Annotated in this window: 17 protein-coding genes, 1 rRNA gene and 1 pseudogene; 1 reads left to right on the top strand and 18 read right to left on the bottom strand. The window is 75.0% G+C overall.

All coding sequences use genetic code 11. The features are described 5' to 3' along the window. From BUE37_RS19050 to BUE37_RS19010, 9 genes are all read right to left on the bottom strand, one after another. Positions 1-93: ribosomal RNA gene (locus BUE37_RS19050) — 16S ribosomal RNA — on the bottom strand; the annotation flags it as partial. Between the two features lie 350 nt (positions 94-443). Next, on the bottom strand, positions 444-1,250 hold the full coding sequence (gene dapB, locus BUE37_RS19045; RefSeq protein WP_083628866.1) for a 4-hydroxy-tetrahydrodipicolinate reductase: 807 nt from the start codon (positions 1,248-1,250) through the stop codon (positions 444-446). A gap of 48 nt (positions 1,251-1,298) precedes the next feature. After that, a complete protein-coding gene (locus BUE37_RS19040; protein ID WP_073421853.1) occupies positions 1,299-1,670 on the bottom strand; it encodes a VanZ family protein in 372 nt (123 codons plus the stop codon). Between the two features lie 15 nt (positions 1,671-1,685). Next, positions 1,686-2,933 carry a M16 family metallopeptidase gene (locus BUE37_RS19035; RefSeq protein WP_073422036.1) on the bottom strand — a complete coding sequence of 416 codons (1,248 nt, stop codon included), beginning with the start codon at positions 2,931-2,933 and terminating at the stop codon, positions 1,686-1,688. 133 nt (positions 2,934-3,066) lie between these two features. After that, positions 3,067-5,343 carry a polyribonucleotide nucleotidyltransferase gene (locus BUE37_RS19030; RefSeq protein ID WP_073421852.1) on the bottom strand — a complete coding sequence of 759 codons (2,277 nt, stop codon included), beginning with the start codon at positions 5,341-5,343 and terminating at the stop codon, positions 3,067-3,069. A 243-nt stretch (positions 5,344-5,586) separates the two neighbouring features. Continuing rightward, positions 5,587-5,856 carry a 30S ribosomal protein S15 gene (gene rpsO / locus BUE37_RS19025; RefSeq protein ID WP_072920360.1) on the bottom strand — a complete coding sequence of 90 codons (270 nt, stop codon included), beginning with the start codon at positions 5,854-5,856 and terminating at the stop codon, positions 5,587-5,589. Positions 5,857-5,982: 126 nt separating this feature from the next. Beyond that, the gene (locus BUE37_RS19020) at positions 5,983-6,951 is read right to left on the bottom strand and encodes a bifunctional riboflavin kinase/FAD synthetase (RefSeq protein ID WP_073421851.1); all 969 of its coding nucleotides are present in this window, start codon (positions 6,949-6,951) and stop codon (positions 5,983-5,985) included. Between the two features lie 32 nt (positions 6,952-6,983). After that, on the bottom strand, positions 6,984-8,123 hold the full coding sequence (locus tag BUE37_RS19015; RefSeq protein WP_073421850.1) for a branched-chain amino acid aminotransferase: 1,140 nt from the start codon (positions 8,121-8,123) through the stop codon (positions 6,984-6,986). A 121-nt stretch (positions 8,124-8,244) separates the two neighbouring features. Further along, complete coding sequence (locus BUE37_RS19010; RefSeq protein ID WP_073422035.1) at positions 8,245-8,568, bottom strand: antibiotic biosynthesis monooxygenase family protein; 324 nt, start codon at positions 8,566-8,568, stop codon at positions 8,245-8,247. 78 nt (positions 8,569-8,646) lie between these two features. Here BUE37_RS19010 and BUE37_RS19005 point away from each other — a divergent pair, with 78 nt between their 5' ends. Further along, positions 8,647-9,327, top strand: coding sequence for an HAD family hydrolase (locus BUE37_RS19005; RefSeq protein ID WP_073421849.1), 681 nt, complete (start codon positions 8,647-8,649; stop codon positions 9,325-9,327). A gap of 23 nt (positions 9,328-9,350) precedes the next feature. On the opposite strand, the gene truB is transcribed toward BUE37_RS19005, so the two are convergent. The 9 genes and pseudogenes from truB to BUE37_RS23170 all read right to left on the bottom strand — a co-directional run bounded on the left by truB (position 9,351) and on the right by BUE37_RS23170 (position 17,307). Then, the gene (truB, locus tag BUE37_RS19000; RefSeq protein WP_073421848.1) at positions 9,351-10,271 is read right to left on the bottom strand and encodes a tRNA pseudouridine(55) synthase TruB; all 921 of its coding nucleotides are present in this window, start codon (positions 10,269-10,271) and stop codon (positions 9,351-9,353) included. 55 nt (positions 10,272-10,326) lie between these two features. Then, positions 10,327-11,631: an MATE family efflux transporter gene (locus BUE37_RS18995; RefSeq protein WP_073421847.1), complete on the bottom strand. Its 1,305-nt coding sequence runs from the start codon at positions 11,629-11,631 to the stop codon at positions 10,327-10,329. Then, positions 11,628-12,686: a DHH family phosphoesterase gene (locus BUE37_RS18990; protein ID WP_083628863.1), complete on the bottom strand. Its 1,059-nt coding sequence runs from the start codon at positions 12,684-12,686 to the stop codon at positions 11,628-11,630. Before BUE37_RS18990 ends, BUE37_RS18995 begins: the two co-directional genes overlap by 4 nt. A gap of 5 nt (positions 12,687-12,691) precedes the next feature. Next, positions 12,692-12,937 carry a hypothetical protein gene (locus BUE37_RS18985; protein WP_073421846.1) on the bottom strand — a complete coding sequence of 82 codons (246 nt, stop codon included), beginning with the start codon at positions 12,935-12,937 and terminating at the stop codon, positions 12,692-12,694. Continuing rightward, a complete protein-coding gene (gene rbfA / locus BUE37_RS18980) occupies positions 12,934-13,404 on the bottom strand; it encodes a 30S ribosome-binding factor RbfA (RefSeq protein ID WP_073421845.1) in 471 nt (156 codons plus the stop codon). The genes BUE37_RS18985 and rbfA overlap by 4 nt, the downstream gene beginning before the upstream one ends. An 89-nt stretch (positions 13,405-13,493) precedes the next feature. Further along, entirely contained in the window at positions 13,494-13,787 is a 294-nt protein-coding gene (locus tag BUE37_RS18975) for a DUF503 domain-containing protein (RefSeq protein WP_073421844.1), read from the bottom strand. A 46-nt stretch (positions 13,788-13,833) separates the two neighbouring features. Further along, complete coding sequence (infB, locus tag BUE37_RS24595; protein ID WP_245794753.1) at positions 13,834-15,666, bottom strand: translation initiation factor IF-2; 1,833 nt, start codon at positions 15,664-15,666, stop codon at positions 13,834-13,836. Positions 15,667-16,716: 1,050 nt separating this feature from the next. Further along, positions 16,717-16,860: pseudogene (locus BUE37_RS24590) on the bottom strand (translation initiation factor IF-2 N-terminal domain-containing protein); the annotation flags it as partial. 69 nt (positions 16,861-16,929) lie between these two features. Next, positions 16,930-17,307: a YlxR family protein gene (locus BUE37_RS23170; RefSeq protein ID WP_083628920.1), complete on the bottom strand. Its 378-nt coding sequence runs from the start codon at positions 17,305-17,307 to the stop codon at positions 16,930-16,932. Positions 17,308-17,315: the final 8 nt, after the last annotated feature.

Here is a 17,315-nt window from a genome sequence, read left to right as displayed (position 1 = left end):
ACTGATCCCCTCCGAAGAGGTTCACCGTTCGACTTGCATGTGTTAAGCACGCCGCCAGCGTTCGTCCTGAGCCAGGATCAAACTCTCCGTAGATGATTTGATCTGGCCGAGAACCGAGAGCTAGCACTCTCGATGTCATCAACCAAAGGAATCCCACCCAGGCACGAAGCCCGGGACGGGGTATTACTTGGCACTGACTTTCGGCACGCTGTTGAGTTCTCAAGGAGCGGACGCACACCAACTCGACCCTTCCGGGCTCCGTCAGCAGCGGTTTATCCTACCGTACGCCGTGTCCAGAGGCTCTGCACCCTCGGGGTGCTCCTCCGTGGCCCTCGCGGGCTCCGTCCGGCGCGAAGAGAACAGTACACCAACTCCGAGGGGGTCTGCACGGGGGGTCCGGTGGGACGCCGGACACACCCCGGACACCTCCCCTGGACGGGCCCTCAGAGCCCTAGGAAGGACTCCAGGCCCACGGTCAGACCCGGGCGCCGGCCGATCTCGCGGACGGCCAGGAGCACACCGGGCATGAACGAGGCCCGGTCGTACGAGTCGTGCCGCAAGGTCAGCGTCTCCCCCGCCGCACCCATGAGCACCTCCTGGTGCGCCACCAGACCGGTGAGCCGCACGGCGTGCACGGCCACCCCCTCGACGTCGGCCCCGCGGGCACCGGGCAGTGAGTCGGTGGTGGCGTCCGGGGACGCGGGCAGGCCGGCCGCACGCCGCGCGGCGGCCACGAGGCGGGCGGTGCGCACCGCCGTCCCCGAGGGGGCGTCGACCTTGTTCGGGTGGTGCAGCTCGACGATCTCGGTCGAGGGGAAGAAGCGCGCGGCCTCCTGGGCGAAGCGCATCAGCAGGATGGCGCCGATCCCGAAGTTGGGCGCGATGACGACACCGACGTCGGGCTTCGGCTCGAGCCACTCGGCGACGGTCGCGAGCTTCTGCTCGTCGAAGCCGGTGGTGCCGACCACGCAGGAGATGTTCTGGTCGATGCAGAAGCGGATGTTGTCCATGACGACGTCCGGGCGGGTGAAGTCGACGACCACCTGCGCGCCGGCGTCGGCGACGTTGAACAGCCAGTCGCCCTCGTCCACCATCGCCACGAGCTCGAGGTCGTCGGCGGCGTTGACCGCCTTGACCACCTCGGTGCCCATCCGCCCCCGGGCGCCGAGGACGCCGACCGAGATCCGTGGCGGCTCTCCCACCACGGTGCCGGGAGCCTGCTGGTCGGGGGTCGGGGTGCTCGTGGTCACCCGGTCAGTCTCCCGGGGTCCCCGGACGGCGCAAGTGTCGGGCCGTCCTCAGACGGCGGGGACCCGCCGCTCCCCCACCGCCCAGGCGGCCAGGCCGAGGGCGATACCGGCGGCGTCGGCCAGCCAGTCGGTCACCGTGCCCGAGCGCCCCAGCAGCGGCAGGGCCTGGACCACCTCGCTGACGGCGCCGTACCCGAGCAGCAGCACCCCGAGCGGCACCGGCCGGATCCCCGCCCAGCGGCCGGCGAGGGTCAGCGCCAGGAACAGGCCGAGGTGCACGACCTTGTCCACCCCCGGCGGCGACGACGGCACGTCCGCCGCCGGCGCGAAGAGGACGGCGAGCGAGACGAGCACCGTGACGGCGAGGACGCCGCGGGACAGGGCGCCGTGCACGCGCAGGGCGGGATGGGGTCGGGCCATGGTGCGGGCGGCCTCTCAGAGCCGGTCGAGGTCGGACTCGCGGTACGGGCCGACGACGGCCAGGCAGGTGTCGCGGCCGAACAGGTCCGCGGCGGCGGCACGCACCTGCTCCTCGTCGACGGCGGCGATCCGCTCGAGCACCTCGCGCACCGGCACGTACTCCCCGTGCGAGAGCTCGCTCTTGCCCAGCCGGCTCATCCGCGACCCGGTGTCCTCCAGGCCGAGGACCGTGCCGCCGCGCAGCTGGCCGCGGCCGCGGGCGACCTCCTCGGCGGTGATCCCCTCGGCGGCCACGCGGGCCAGCTCCTCGCGGACCAGCCGGAGCACCTCCGGCACCCGCTTCTTGGCGCACCCGGCGTAGACGGAGAACGACCCGGTGCCGGCGTAGGAGGTCAGCGCCGACCCGACGCTGTAGACCAGCCCGCGCTTCTCGCGGATCTCCTGGAACAGGCGCGAGCTCATCCCGCCGCCGACCGCCGTCTCCAGGACCGCGGCCGCGTAGCGGCGCTCGTCGAACCGGCTCAACCCCACGCTGCCCAGGAGGAGGTGCGTCTGCTCGGTCTTCCTGCTCACCAGGCCGGCGGGCCGGGCGGGGCGGCCGAGCACCAGCTCGTCGCCGCGGCGCAGCGGCGCCGGCGGCACGGAGCCCGACAGCCGGTCGCCGAAGACCGCCGTCACCAGGTCCACCACCTGCTGGTGGTCGACCCGGCCGGCCGCGGTGACCACCATCGACGGGAGCGCGTACCGGGACCGGTACCAGCCGTCGACGTCGTCACGGGTCAGGCCCTCGATCGACTCGACGGTGCCGAGCACCGAGCGGCCGAGCGCGGTGTCGCCGAAGAGCGTCTCGGCGAACAGGTCGTGCACGAGGTCGGAGGGCTCGTCGTCGCGCATGGCGATCTCCTCGAGCACCACCGTCCGCTCGGACTCGAGGTCCTCGGCGGTGTTGAGCGCCTCGGTGACCAGGTCGCCGAGCAGCGTGACCGCGAGCGGGAGGTCGCTGGCGAGCACGTTCGCGTAGTAGCAGGTGTGCTCCTTGGCGGTGAAGGCGTTCATCTCACCGCCGACGGCGTCCATCGCCGTCGCGATCTCCAGGGCGCTGCGGCTGCGCGTGCCCTTGAACAGCAGGTGCTCGAGGAAGTGCGAGGCGCCGGCGACCCGGTCGCTCTCGTCCCGGGAGCCCACGCCCACCCAGATGCCGAGGGTGGCCGAGAGGACGCCGGGCATCGTCTCGGTGAGCACCCGCAGCCCGCCGGGCAGCACGGTGCGCTCGACGCGGCCGCCGACCTCGTCGACGTCGAGGACACGGGTGACACCGACCGGGGCCGGGACGGACGCGAGGTCGGCAGACCCCGCGCCCGTCCCGGCCCCGGCAGGAGTCGGGTCGGCGACCGTGTCAGGCCTCCGCGGACGCGTCGGCCGGAGCCGCGGTGTCGGCGGGGGCGGCACCGTCAGCGGCGCCCTCGGCGGCGACCGGCACGAGGCTGATCTTGCCGCGGGCGTCGATGTCGGTGATCTCCACCTGGAGCTTGTCGCCGACGTTGACGACGTCCTCGACCTTGCCGATGCGCTTGCCGCCGCCGAGCTTGCTGATGTGGACGAGGCCGTCCTTGCCGGGCAGCAGCGAGACGAAGGCGCCGAACGGCGTCGTCTTGACGACGGTGCCGAGGAAGCGCTCCCCGACCTTCGGCATCTGCGGGTTGGCGATCGCGTTGATGCGGTCGACCGCCGCCTGCGCCGAGGGGCCGTCGGAGGCGCCGACGTAGATCGTGCCGTCGTCCTCGATGGTGATGTCGGCGCCGGTCTCGTCCTGGATCGAGTTGATCATCTGGCCCTTGGGGCCGATGACCGCGCCGATCTTGTCGACCGGGATGCGCACCGTGGTCACCCGCGGGGCGTACGGGCTCATCTCGTCGGGGGCGTCGATGGCCTCGTTCATCACGTCGAGGATGTGCAGCCGGGCGGCGCGGGCCTGGGTCAGCGCCTGGGCGAGCACGTCGGACGGGATGCCGTCGAGCTTGGTGTCGAGCTGCAGGGCCGTGACGAAGTCCTTGGTGCCGGCGACCTTGAAGTCCATGTCACCGAAGGCGTCCTCGGCGCCGAGGATGTCGGTCAGCGCGACGTACTGGGTCTTGCCGTCGACCTCGTCGGACACCAGGCCCATGGCGATGCCGGCGACGGGGGCCTTCAGCGGGACACCGGCGTTGAGCAGCGCGAGGGTCGAGGCGCAGACCGAGCCCATCGACGTGGAGCCGTTGGAGCCCAGCGCCTCCGACACCTGCCGGATCGCGTAGGGGAACTCCTCGCGGTCGGGCAGCACCGGCACGAGCGCCCGCTCGGCGAGCGCGCCGTGGCCGATCTCGCGGCGCTTCGGCGAGCCCACGCGGCCGGTCTCCCCGGTGGAGTACGGCGGGAAGTTGTAGTTGTGCATGTACCGCTTGCGGTTCACCGGCGACAGCGTGTCCAGCTGCTGCTCCATGCGCAGCATGTTCAGCGTGGTGACACCCAGGATCTGGGTCTCGCCGCGCTCGAACAGCGCCGAGCCGTGCACGCGGGGCAGCACCTCGACCTCGGCCGACAGCGGCCGGATGTCGGTCAGGCCGCGGCCGTCGATGCGGACCTTGTCGCGCAGGATGCGCTGCCGCACGACCTTCTTGGTGACGGCGCGGAACGCGGCCGACACCTCCTTGTCGCGGCCGGCGAACTGCTCGGCGAGCGAGGCGGTGACCTCGTCCTTGAGCGCGTCGGTGGCGTCGTTGCGCTCGGTCTTGCCGGCGATGGCCTGCGCCTCGGTCAGCCGTTCGAGGGCGGCGGACTCGACGGCGGCGTAGACGTCGTCCTGGTAGTCGAGGAAGCGCGGGAACTCCGCGACCGGCTTGGCGGCCTTCTCGGCGAGCGCGGCCTGGGCCTCGCACAGCGCCTTGATGAACGGCTTGGCGGCCTCGAGGCCCTGGGCCACGACCTCCTCCGTGGGCGCGGTGGCGCCGCCGGAGACCAGCTGGATCGTCTTCTCGGTGGCCTCGGCCTCGACCATCATGATCGCGACGTCGCCGTCGGGGAGCAGGCGGCCGGCCACGACCATGTCGAAGACGGCGTCCTCGAGCTCCTCGTGGGTGGGGAAGCCGACCCACTGGCCGTCGACCAGCGCGACGCGGGTGCCGCCGACCGGGCCGGAGAACGGCAGGCCCGAGAGCTGGGTCGACGCGGAGGCGCCGTTGATGGCCAGCACGTCGTAGAGGTGCGCCGGGTCCAGCGACAGGACCGTGATGACGACCTGGACCTCGTTGCGCAGGCCCTTGGCGAAGGTCGGGCGCAGCGGGCGGTCGATGAGCCGGCAGGTGAGGATCGCGTCCTCGCTGGGGCGGCCCTCGCGGCGGAAGAACGAGCCGGGGATGCGCCCGGCGGCGTACATCCGCTCCTCGACGTCGACCGTCAGCGGGAAGAAGTCGAAGTGCTCCTTGGGGTGCTTGCCGGCCGTGGTGGCCGACAGCAGCATGGTGTCGCCCATGCTGACGACGACCGAGCCGGCGGCCTGCTTGGCCAGCCGCCCGGTCTCGAAGGTGATCGTGCGGCTGCCGTGGCTGCCGTTGTCGATGACCGCGGTGGCGGTGGTGACCCCGTCCTCGGGGTCGTACTCGGCAGCGGTGCTGCTGGCGGTGGTGGGTGCGGACACGTCGTCCTCTTCCTACGTCGCATGCGGCGACGTCCTCTTCGTGGCGCCCGGCGCCGGACTGCTCCCGGGTGACCGGTCTTCGATCGAAGCCCCCGGGGACGTTCCCCCCGCGACGGGAGGGCATGCCCGGAGGCCACCACCGAGGACCGGCCGGCGTCGGAGCGCGCGGCGGGCGCCGTGGTCCCGTGGGGCGGACGCCCCACGAGAGAGGGGACCGTCCCGGTGGGACGGTCCCCTCTGGGGTCAGCGGCGCAGACCGAGCCGCTCGATGAGCGAGCGGTAGCGGTTGATGTCGGTCTTCGCCAGGTAGTTCAGCAGCCGCCGGCGGCGGCCGACCAGCAGGAGCAGGCCCCGCCGGCTGTGGTGGTCGTGCTTGTGCTGCTTGAGGTGCTCGGTCAGGTCACTGATCCGGCGGGTGAGCATCGCGACCTGGACCTCGGGCGAGCCCGTGTCCTTCTCGACCGTCGCGTACTCGGTCATGATCTGCTGCTTCGTCGCGCTGTCGAGCGCCATGGGCGGGCCTCCGGGCCTGGTCAGGTGTGGCCCCCGGTCTGGTTCACGGGGGCAGCTCGCACACACGTCGGGCGGTGCCCGACGCTCCGAGGCTACCAGCGTGCCCGCGGCCGCCCGTGCCGGTGATCACCCGGCGGGGGGCAGCCCCAGGACGGCACGGGTGCGGGCGACGTCGCCGGCCATGGCCTCGACGAGGGCGTCCACCCCGGTGAAGGAGGTCATCGGCCGCAGCCGGGAGACGAACTCGACGCCGACGTGCTCGCCGTAGAGGTCCCCGGTGAAGTCGAGGACGTACGCCTCGACGGTGCGCCGCGACCCCTGGAACGTCGGGTTGGTGCCCACGGAGATCGCCGCCGGGGCGCTGCGGAGCGTCGCGCCGGAGGGGTCGAGGGTGACCAGGTGCCCGGCGTAGACGCCGTCGGCGGGGATCGCCGTCCACGGCGGGCTCTCGACGTTGGCCGTGGGGTAGCCGAGCTCCCGGCCCCGCCGGTCGCCCCGGACGACGACGCCGTCGACGCGGTGCGGGCGGCCCAGCGCCCGCGCCGCGCTCTCCATGTCCCCGGCCGCGACGCAGGCGCGGATGTAGGTGGAGGAGATGGTGACCTCGCCGTCGGCGGAGTCGTCGCCGGCCAGCGGGATGCCCTCGACGGCGAACCCGAACCGGCGGCCCTCCTGGGCGAGGGTGGTGACGGTGCCCGCGGCCCGGTGCCCGTAGGTGAAGTTCTCGCCGACGACGACCGCCGAGGCGTGCAGCTGCTCGACGAGCACGCCGTGCGCGAACTCCTCGGGGGTGTGCCGGCTGAACTCCAGGGTGAACGGGATGACGCACATGCCGTCGACGCCGAGCCCGGCCACCAGCTCGGCCTTGCGGTCCAGCGACGTGAGGATCGCCGGGTGCGAGCCGGGCCGCACGACCTCGCTCGGGTGCGGGTCGAAGGTGACCAGCACGCAGGGCCGGCCCAGCGACCGGGCCCGCTCGACGGCGGTGCCGATCAGCTGCTGGTGGCCGCGGTGGACGCCGTCGTACTGGCCCACCGTGACCACCGTCCGCCCGAGGTCGGCCGGGGTGGCCGCCAGCCCGCGCCAGCGCCGCACGCGCCGTCCTCCTGGGGGTCCGCCGGGGTCGCTCAGGCGACCCGGTGCAGCCAGCCGTGGGTGTCGGGCACCCGGCCGTGCTGGATGTCGAGCAGGTGCTCCCGCAGGCCCATGGTCACCGGGCCGGGGGTGCCGTCGCCGACGGTGAAGTCGCCGGTGCGCGCCTTGACCTCGCCGACGGGGGTGATGACGGCGGCCGTGCCGCAGGCGAAGGTCTCGGTGACCGTGCCGTCGGCGACGCCGGCGCGCCACTCGTCGACGCTGAACTTCCGCTCCGTCACCCGCATGCCGCGGTCGCGGGCCACGGTGACCAGCGAGTCGCGGGTGATGCCGGGCAGCAGGGTGCCGGTGAGCTCGGGGGTGACCAGCTCCGCGTCGTCGCCGGAGCCGAGGACGAAGAACAGGTTCATCCCGCCCATCTCCTCGACGTACCGCTTCTCGACGGCGTCGAGCCACACGACCTGGTCGCAGCCGGCGGCGATCGCCTGCTCCTGCGCCAGCAGGCTCGCGGCGTAGTTGCCGGCGCACTTGACGTCGCCGGTGCCGCCGGGCGCGGCGCGGATGTAGTCCTCGGAGAGGTAGACGCTCACCGGGTGCACGCCGCGCGGGAAGTAGGCGCCGGCGGGGCTGGCGATGACGAGGAACAGGTACTCGGTGGCCGGGCGCACGCCGAGGAACGGCTCGCTGGCCAGCTGGTAGGGCCGCAGGTACAGCGTCTGGTCGGGGCCGGTGGGGACCCAGTCGCGGTCGGCGTCGACGAGCGCGTCGACGGCGGCGAGGAAGGCCTCCTCGGGCACCGGCGGCATGGCCAGCCGGCGGGCGCTGCGGGCGAAGCGGGCGGCGTTGGCCTCGGGCCGGAAGGTGGCGACGCTGCCGTCGGGCTGGGCGTAGGCCTTGAGCCCCTCGAAGATCGACTGCGCGTAGTGCAGCGCGGCGGTGGCCGGGTCGACCTGCAGCGGCCCGTAGGGCGTCAGCCGGGCGTCGTGCCAGCCGCGGCCGGCCTCGTAGCGGGCCACGAACATCGAGTCGGTGAAGGAGCGGCCGAAGCCCGGGTCGGCCAGCACGGCCTCCCGGTCGGCGGCGGGACGGCGGGTCACCGGCTCCACGGTCACCGGCACGCCCTCGGTGAAGATCCGGGAGGAGGTGCGGCTGTCGGCGAGCGTGTCGGTCATGTCTCCCACCTGGGTGAGCTCGTGCGGGCGCCGGGCCGGCGGAGGGCCGGCCCCGGGCTCACAGTAGCCCCGGGTCCGGCGGCGGCCGGGAGCCGACCGCCGCCGTACCCACCCGGCCGGCTCAGGGCCGGTCGGGCGCCGAGCTCTCGATCACCTGGTAGGACCACAGGTGGTGCGAGTCGCTGGCGGCCGGGGCGAGCTCGTCGCCGCCGCCGGAGTGCGCCCGGGCGAAGTCCTGCCCGCCCTCCCAGGCCTGGTAGGCCTCCTCGCTCTCCCACCGGGTGTAGACGAGGTACTGGTCGGTGCCCTCCAGGGGGCGCAGCAGCTCGAACCACTCGAAGCCGGGGGTCTTCTCGACCAGGCCGCCCCGGCCGCGGAAGCGCTCCTCGAAGCGCTCCTGCGCGTGCGGCGGGACCACGATCGCGTTGATCTTGACGACGCTCATGCGCGGCTCCTTCCCGGCGTGGCGGCCGGTCACACGCACGCCCCTGCGGCGCCGCCGGTCCCGGGCGAGGATGGCCCGGTGACCCAGGACCCGCGGCCCGGCGTGCTGTTCGACGTCGACGGCACCCTGCTCGACACCAACTACCTGCAGGTCCTCGCGTGGTGGCAGGCCTTCCGCGACACCGGGCACGACGACGTGTCCATGGCCGACTGCCACCGCGCCATCGGCATCGCGAGCGAGCAGCTGGTCACCCACCTGCTCGGCGAGGACGCCGAGGACGCCGAGGAGATCTCGGAGACCAAGACCCGGCGCTACGAGCCGCTGCGGGAGCTGGTCTCCGCCTTCCCCCGCGTCGACGAGCTGCTCGCCGCCTGCCGCGAGCGGGACCTCGCCGTCGTGCTGGCCACCAGCGGCAAGGAGTCCGACCTGGAGTGGATGGTCCCGGCGATCGGCGGCGAGGACGTCGTCGACGGCTCGACCACCTCGGCCGACGTCGAGTCGGCCAAGCCCGCTCCGGACCTGCTGCGGACGGCGGCCGAGCAGAACGGACTGGACCCCCGCCGGACGGTGGCCGTGGGCGACACGATCTGGGACGTGCGGGCGGCCCGCGACGCCGGCTTCCCGTGCATCGCGCTCACCTGCGGCGGGATCTCGCGGCAGGAGCTGCTCGAGGAGGGCGCCGACGAGGTGTACGCCACCCCGGCCGACCTGCTCGAGCACCTCGACGACTCGCTCATCGGCAAGGCCGCCCGCGGCTGACGCGCCGGGCGCCGAGGCGCCGGTCAGGAGGGCGGGAAGCCCACGGCCACTCTGGCCGTGGCCCCGGCGTCCTCGACCAGCGCGGCGAGCCGCCCGGCGGGGTCGAGCGCGGCCACCAGGCCGGGGCGGCCGGTGGCGGGGATGCGCTGCCCGTAGCCGAGGGCCCGCGCCTCGTCGTCGGTGAGCCGCCGCTCCGGGTAGATCGCCGTCGCGGCGTCGGGCAGGGACAGCACGCCCGGTCCCCCGCCGGCGGCGAGCGCGGCCGCGGCCTCCTCCACCGGCGCGGCCTGCGCGGTGGTGAAGGGCCCGGAGGCGGTGCGGCGCAGCGCGGTCAGGTGGCCGCCCACGCCGAGGGCGGCGCCGGCGTCGCGGGCGATCGCGCGCACGTAGGTGCCCGCGGTGCAGGCGACGGTGACCTCGACGTCGACCAGCCCGGGCGCGGGGCGGGTGACCGCGTGCACGTCGATGCGGTGCACGGTGACCGCCCGCGGCTCGAGGACCACCTCCTCGCCGGCGCGCACCCGGTCGTAGGACCGCCGCCCGCCGACCTTGACCGCGCTCACCGAGGAGGGCACCTGCAGCAGCGGGCCGGTCTGGGCGGCGAGCGCGGCGCGGACGGCCTCGTCGGCGACCCCGTCGGCGGGGGTGGTGGTGAGCACCTCGCCCTCGCGGTCGTCGGTGACGGTGGTCTGCCCGAGCCGGACGGTGGCCTCGTAGACCTTGTCCGAGCCGCCGAGGTGGCCGAGCAGCCGGGTGGCGGCGCCGACGCCGAGGACGAGCAGGCCGGTGGCCATCGGGTCGAGGGTGCCGGCGTGCCCGACGCGGCGGACCGACAGCACGCGGCGGGCGCGGGCGACGACGTCGTGGGACGTCATGCCGCCGGGCTTGTCGACCAGCAGGATCCCGGGGGTGACGTCGGCGTCGGCGGCGCGACGGCGGCTCATCTGGGGGTCCCCGCGAAGACGTGGAGCGCCGGCGGAGCGTCTTCGTGGGGTGAGCTCATGTCCCCACCGTCGCAGGTGCGGTGAGCCACCTGTCCCCCGCCACCCGGGCGAGGACGGCGACCAGCCGCAGCACGACGAAGAGGGTCAGGCCGGTCCAGACGCCGGCGAGCCCCCAGCCGAGCGGGCCGGACAACAGCGACAGCGGCAGGAACCCGAGCAGCGCCGCCCCGACCGTGACGGTGCGCAGGTAGGCCACGTCGCCGGCGCCCATGAGCACGCCGTCGAGGGCGAACACCACCCCGGCCAGCGGCTGGAAGCCGGCGAGGAACCACCAGACGAGCTCCGCCTGCTCCCGGACGGCCGGGTCGCCGGTGAACAGCGGCACGACCAGGTCGCGGCCGGCGAGCAGGAGCACGGCGACCAGCGCGCCGGTGCCCAGGCCCCACAGCGTCACCCGCCGGGCGGTGGCCCGGGCCTCCTCCGGCCGCCCGGCGCCGAGGGCGTGGCCGACGAGCGTCTGCGCGGCGATGGCGTAGGCGTCGAGCACGAGGGCGAGGAAGAGGAACAGCTGCAGCGCGATCTGGTGGGCGCCGAGCTGCGCCTGCCCGGCGCGGGCGGCCACCCCCGCGGCGGTGAGGAAGGCCACCTGGAGGACGGTGGCGCGCAGCAGCAGGTCGCGGCCGAGGACCAGCTGCGCGCGGACGGCCGCCGGGCGGAAGCGCCAGTCGGCGCCCTCGCGGAGGAGCGCCCGCACGAACAGCGCCGCCGTCAGCGACTGGCCGGCCAGGTTGGCCACCGCGGAGCCGTTCAGCCCGAGACCCGCGGTGTGCACCAGCAGCGGGCACAGCACCAGGCTGAGCAGGCTCCCGGCGACGACGAAGCGCACGGGCCGGCGCAGCTCCTGCACCCCGCGCAGCCAGCCGTTGCCCGCGAGGGACACCAGCAGCAGCGGCGCGCCGCACCCGGCGATCCGCAGCCACCCCTCCCCCGCCGCGGCCACCTCGCCCGGGCCGCCGGCGAGCGCGCGGGTCAGCGGGCCGGCCAGCACCTGGAACAGGACCACGACGGCGGCGCCGAGCAGCAGCGCCAGCCAGGTGGCCTGCACGCCCTCGGCGACCGCGCCCGCCCGGTCGCCGGCCCCGGCGCGGCGGGCGGCGCGGGCGGTGGTGCCGTACGCGAGGAAGTTGAGCAGCGCGGCGGCCCAGGCCAGCAGCCCGCCGCCGACGGCGAGCCCGCCCAGCGGGACGGTGCCCAGGTTGCCGACGACGGCGGTGTCGACCAGCAGGTACAGCGGCTCGGCGGCCAGCACGACCAGCGCCGGGACGGCCAGCCCGAGGACCGACGGCGCCCGCGCCGTCACCGGGCGAGCGTCGCGGGTGTCCCCTCGGCCCCGACCGTGCCCCGGGTCGTGGCCCCGACCGTGGCGCGGAGCGTGGCGCGGATCGCCGCGACCGTCGCCTCCCGGTCGAGGTGCGAGGTGAAGCCCGCGGCGGCGCGGTGCCCGCCGCCGCCGAGCGCCGTGGCGACGCGGGCGACGTCGGTGGCCCCGCGCGAGCGCAGCGACACCGACCACGAGCCGTCGTCCTGGCCCTTGAGCACGCAGGCGACGTCGGCCTCGGCGGTCGCGCGGACGACGTCGACCAGCGCCTCGAGCTGCTCGCCGGGCAGGCCGTGCTCCGCGGCCTCGGCGGTGCTCGACCAGGTCCACACCAGCCCCTGTCCGACCTCCGGCTCCAGGACGGCGCGGCCGGCGACCGCCGACAGCAGCCGCAGCCAGCCGAAGGGCGCGGTGTCGAACAGGCGCCGGCTGATCGCGGCGTGGTCGATGCCGGTGCCGAGCAGCCGGGCGGCGAGCAGGTGCGTGTCGGGCCGGGTGCTGCCGAAGCGGAAGGAGCCGGTGTCGGCGGCGAGGCCCGCGTACAGCAGCGTGGCCAGCGGCGCGTCGAGGGGGACGCCGAGCTCGTCGAGCAGCCCGGCCACCAGGACGACGGTGGCGGGCGCCGCGCCGTCGATCAGCCGCACGTCGCCGAAGCCCGGGTTGCTGGCGTGGTGGTCGACGACGACGGAGGTGCCGGCCCGCTCGAGCAGCACCGCCAGCTCGCCCAGGCGCGCCGGGGAGGCGACGTCGAGGCTGACGAAGACGTCCGGCGCGGGGTCGACGGCGGCGGCCGGGGTGAGCCCCTCGGCACCCGGCAGCCAGCCCAGGGACGCCGGGAGCTCCGGCCGGCCCGGGAAGGTGGCGGTGACGCGGGCGCCGCGCCGGCGCAGGCCCTCGGCGAGCGCGAGCGTGCTGCCGAGCGCGTCGGCGTCGGGCTGCACGTGGCCGGAGAGCACGACGGTCGCGCCGGCGTCGGCGGCCGCGGCCAGCACGGCGGCCGGGGTGCGCGGCGGCACCCCGGCGGACGGGAGGGTCACCGGCGTCAGGCGTCGGGGCCGGGGTCGGACACCGGGGCGGCGTCCTCGTCCTCGGACACGGTGCCCCCACCGGGCGCCAGCGCGGGGCCGCCGTCGTCGGGCAGGTCGGAGGCGATGCTCGGCGCCGTGCCGATCTGGCCCTCGCGGCCGCCGTCGGTGGGGTCGCCGGCGTTCGGCTCCTGCCGGCCGCCGAGCTCCGAGAGCCCCTGGCCCTCGCCGGGCAGGTAGGGGTCGGGGTCGTTCTCGCTCATGAGGCGCTCCTGTGCTCGGGAGAGGTGTCGGCGTCCTCGTCGTCGTCCTCGTCCGGGTGCCGGTAGGGGTCGGCCTCGCCGGCGTAGCTCGCGTTCTCGCGCAGGCGGGCGAGCTCGGCGTCGGCGTGCCGGACCCGCTCGAGCGCCTCGTCGAGCTCACGGGCGGTGTCGGGGACCATGTCGGCGACGAAGGTGAGCGTCGGCACGAACTTGATGCCGGTCTGGCGGCCGACCGTGGAGCGCAGCACGCCGGTGGCGCTGGCCAGGGCGCGGGCGGAGTCGGCCACGACAGTCTCGTCGCCGTAGACGGTGTAGTAGACCGTGGCCTCGCGCAGGTCACTGGTCACCCGGGCGTCGGTCACGGTGACCATGCCGAGGCGCGGGTCCTTGATCTGCGACTCGATCGCCGCGGAGACGATCTGGCGGATGCGCACCGCGAGCTTGCGGGCGCGGGCGGGGTCGGCCACGGCGGACCTCCGGGGGTCGGGGGCGCGCCGGGGTGGCGCGCCCGGACGGGCGTGGGACTGCGGCCGGTCGGTGCGACCGGCCGGTGTGGCTAGTCGGTGTCGGAGAACAGCTGCCGGTGCGTCGACAGCAGCGTCACCTCCGGCCGCTCGGCCAGCAACCGCTCGCAGGCGTCGAGGACGTCGGTCACCTGGCCGGCGTCGCCCGCGACGGTGGCGACCCCGACCTGCACGCGGCGGTGCAGGTCGAGGTCGCCCACCTCGGCCGCGGCGACGGCGAAGCGGCGCCGCAGCTCGGCCACGATCGGCCGGACGACGGCGCGCTTGCCCTTGAGCGAGTGGACGTCGCCCAGCAGCAGGTCGGCGGTCAGCGACCCGGTGAACACCCGGTCTCCTCCCTGGGACCTGCCGTGGGCGACGTCCGGCGCGGTCTTACGCGCGCGGCTTCTCGCGCATCTCGAACGTCTCGATGACGTCCTCGATCTTGATGTCGTTGAACGACCCGAGCCCGATACCGCACTCGTAGCCGTCGCGGACCTCGGTCACGTCGTCCTTGAAGCGGCGCAGCGACTCGACGGTGAGGTTGTCGGCGACGACCACCCCGTCGCGCACCAGCCGGGCCTTCGAGTTCCGGGTGATGACGCCGCTGCGGACGATGGAGCCCGCCACGTTGCCGATGCGCGGCACGCGGAAGACCTCGCGGACCTCGGCGGTGCCGAGCGCGACCTCCTCGTACTCCGGCTTGAGCATGCCCTTGAGGGCCGCCTCGATCTCCTCGATCGCCTGGTAGATGACCGAGTAGTACCGGACGTCGACGCCCTCGCGGTTGGCGAGCTCGGTGGCCTGGCCCTCGGCCCGGACGTTGAAGCCCAGGACGATGACGTCGTCGGCCAGCGCCAGGTCGATGTCGCTCTTGGTGATGCCGCCGACGCCGCGGTGGATGACCCGCAGCGAGATGTCGTCGCTCACCTCGATCTTCATCAGGGCCTCCTCGAGCGCCTCCACGGTGCCCGAGTTGTCGCCCTTGATGATCAGGTTGAGCTGGCGGTTCTCCTTGAGCGCCGCGTCGAGGTCCTCGAGGCTGATCCGCTTGCGCATGGAGGCGTTCTGCGCGTTGCGGATGCGGGCCTGACGACGGTCGGCGATCTGCCGGGCGACGCGGTCCTCCTCGACGACGAGGAACGTGTCACCGGCACGCGGCACCGAGGTGAGACCCACGACCTGCACGGGGCGGGCCGGCAGGGCCTCCTTCAGCTTGTTGCCGTGCTCGTCGAGCAGCGACCGGACACGGCCGTACGCGTCGCCGGCGACGATCGAGTCGCCCTGGCGCAGCGTGCCGCGCTGGACGAGGACGGTCGCGACGGGGCCGCGGCCCTTGTCCAGCTTGCCCTCGATGACGACACCCTGCGGGTCCTGCTCGGTGTTCGCGCGCAGGTCCAGGGAGGCGTCGGCGGTCAGCAGGATCGCCGTGAGCAGCTCGTCGATGCCCTGGCGGGTGGTCGCGGAGACGTCGACGAACATCGTGTCGCCGCCGTACTCCTCGGCCACCAGCCCGTACTCGGTGAGCTGCTGACGGATCTTGGCGGGGTTGGCCCCCTCCTTGTCGATCTTGTTGACCGCGACCACGATCGGCACCTCGGCGGCCTGGGCGTGGTTGAGCGCCTCGACCGTCTGCGGCATGACGCCGTCGTCGGCGGCCACGACCAGCACGACGATGTCGGTCACCTTCGCGCCGCGGGCACGCATCGCGGTGAACGACTCGTGACCCGGGGTGTCGATGAAGGTGATCGGACGCTCGTTGTCCTCCAGCTCGGTGACGATCTGGTACGCGCCGATGTGCTGCGTGATGCCGCCGGCCTCGCGCGCCACCACGTTGGTGTTGCGGATGGCGTCCAGCAGCTTCGTCTTGCCGTGGTCGACGTGACCCATGACGGTGACGACCGGCGGGCGGGCCTCCCAGTCCTCCTCGTCGCCCTCGTCGCCGAAGGTGAGGTCGAAGGTCTCGAGGAGCTCGCGGTCCTCGTCCTCCGGGCTGACGACCTGGATGTCCCACTCGATCTCGGCGCCGAGCAGCTGGAGCGTCTCGTCGTTGACCGACTGGGTCGCGGTGACCATCTCGCCCAGGTGGAACAGGGCGGTGACCAGCGCGGCCGGCTGGGCGCCGATCTTCTCGGCGAGGTCGGTCAGCGAGGCGCCGCGGGGCAGCCGGACGACCTGCCCGTGGCCACGCGGCAGGCTGACGCCGCCCATGCTGGGCGCCGCCATGGAGTCGAACTCCTGACGCCGCTGCTTCTTGCTCTTGCGCCCGCGGACCGGACCGCGGCCACCGGGACGCCCGAAGGCACCCGCGGTGCCCGCACCCGAGCCACCGCGGCCGCGGCCACGGCCACCGCCGCCACCGCGGAAGCCACCGCCGGCCGGCGCGCCGCCGCCACCGGGGGCGCCACCGCCGCCGGGACGGAAGCCACCGCCGCCGCCGGGACCACCCGGACGGCCACGGCCGCCGGGACCACCCGGACCGCCGCCGGGACGCCCGGCACCGGCCGGACGCGGCGGCATCATGCCGGGGTTGGGCCGGGGCGGCATCATGCCCGGGTTCGGCCGGGGACCACCCGGGCCGGCCGCGGGACGCGGGCCACCCGGACGGGGACCACCGGCACCGGGCGCGGGACGCGGACCGCCGGCACCGGGCGCCGGGCGGGGACCGCCGGCACCGGGGCCCGGACGGGGACCGCCGGCCGCGGGACCCGGACGCGGGCCACCGGCAGCCGGACCCGGACGCGGGGCGCTGCTGAAGGGGTTGTTGCCCGGCCGCGGGGCCGGACGGGGACCCGGACGCGGACCGGCACCCGGGGCACCGGGCGCGGCACCGCCGGGACGCGGGGCGCCGGGAGCGGCCGGACGCGGGGCGCCCGGACGGGCGCCGCCGGGCACGGGACCACCGGCCGGACGCGACACGGGGCCGCCCGGACGGGGGGCACCGGGCGCGGCCGGACGCGGGCCCTGCGGGGCGGCCGGCTGCTGCGTCGGCGCGCTCGCGGCCGGCGCCTGCGGGGCGGCCGGCTGCTGCACCGGCTGCTGGGTCGGGCGCGGGCCGGGCACGGGGGCACCGGGGCGCGGGGCACCCGGACGCGGGCCCGGCGCGGGGCCGGCCGACGGGGCGGGCACGGACGGCGCGGCCGGCGCCTGGGGGGCGCGTGCGGCCGGCGCGGGCGCCGACGGGCGCGGCGCGGCCGGGGGCGTGGGACGGGGCGCAGGAGCGCTCCCGCCGTTGCCGCCGCCGTTGCCGCCGCCGGTGGCGGCGCCGAGGGCCTCCCGCAGCCGCCGGGCCACGGGGGCCTCGACGGTGGAGGAGGCGGACTTCACGAACTCGCCCTGCTCCTTGAGCTTGGCGAGGACGGTCTTGCTGTCGACCCCGAACTCCTTGGCGAGTTCGTGGACGCGGGCTTTGCCTGGCACGGATCTCCTCTGGTGAGGCCGGCGGCTCGCCCGCGCGACCTCGTCGTCAGTGGTGCATGGTCTGGCTTGTCATCGTGGGGACTTCACGGCGTGCTCATCCGACGACGTCCTGCTCTCGACGTGCGGACCGGCCGGGTGCCGGTCCGTCTGGGGAAGTGCGGTCTGTCGTTCGTCCGGTGTCGCCCGCCCCGGGTCGCGGTCGCCCGGCGCGGAGGCGCCGAGGACGTGCTCCCGGAGCGGACCGGCCTCCACCGCGGCGCCGCCTCCGGGGAGGCGCAGCGCCCGGGGGAAGGCCCGGCGTCGCTCCGCTGCGTGCAGGCACTCCGGCGTGGGGTGCAGGGACGCACCCCTACCGGGGAGCCTCCTCCGCGGATCGGGCACCAGGGCGCCGGAGCGGAGGACGACACGCAGCAGGTCGGTGACCGGAGCGCGCTTCCGGCAGCCCACACAGGTGC

It is taken from the genome of Geodermatophilus nigrescens (assembly GCF_900129495.1).
GTDB lineage: Bacteria > Actinomycetota > Actinomycetes > Mycobacteriales > Geodermatophilaceae > Geodermatophilus > Geodermatophilus nigrescens.
Note: the sequence above shows the minus strand (reverse complement) of the source record. Positions and strands in the feature narration are given on the sequence as shown.

Bases quoted from the DNA above. Each gene is read 5' to 3' on its own strand.
- BUE37_RS19040 (WP_073421853.1), bottom strand. From the start codon at position 1,670: ATGGCCCGACCCCATCCCGCCCTGCGCGTGCACGGCGCCCTGTCCCGC.
- rpsO (WP_072920360.1), bottom strand. From the start codon at position 5,856: ATGGCGCTCGACAGCGCGACGAAGCAGCAGATCATGACCGAGTACGCG.
- BUE37_RS19015 (WP_073421850.1), bottom strand. From the start codon at position 8,123: ATGACCGACACGCTCGCCGACAGCCGCACCTCCTCCCGGATCTTCACC.
- BUE37_RS19010 (WP_073422035.1), bottom strand. From the start codon at position 8,568: ATGAGCGTCGTCAAGATCAACGCGATCGTGGTCCCGCCGCACGCGCAG.
- truB (WP_073421848.1), bottom strand. From the start codon at position 10,271: ATGAGCCGCCGTCGCGCCGCCGACGCCGACGTCACCCCCGGGATCCTG.
- BUE37_RS18985 (WP_073421846.1), bottom strand. From the start codon at position 12,937: ATGAGCGAGAACGACCCCGACCCCTACCTGCCCGGCGAGGGCCAGGGG.
- infB (WP_245794753.1), bottom strand. From the start codon at position 15,666: ATGGCGGCGCCCAGCATGGGCGGCGTCAGCCTGCCGCGTGGCCACGGG.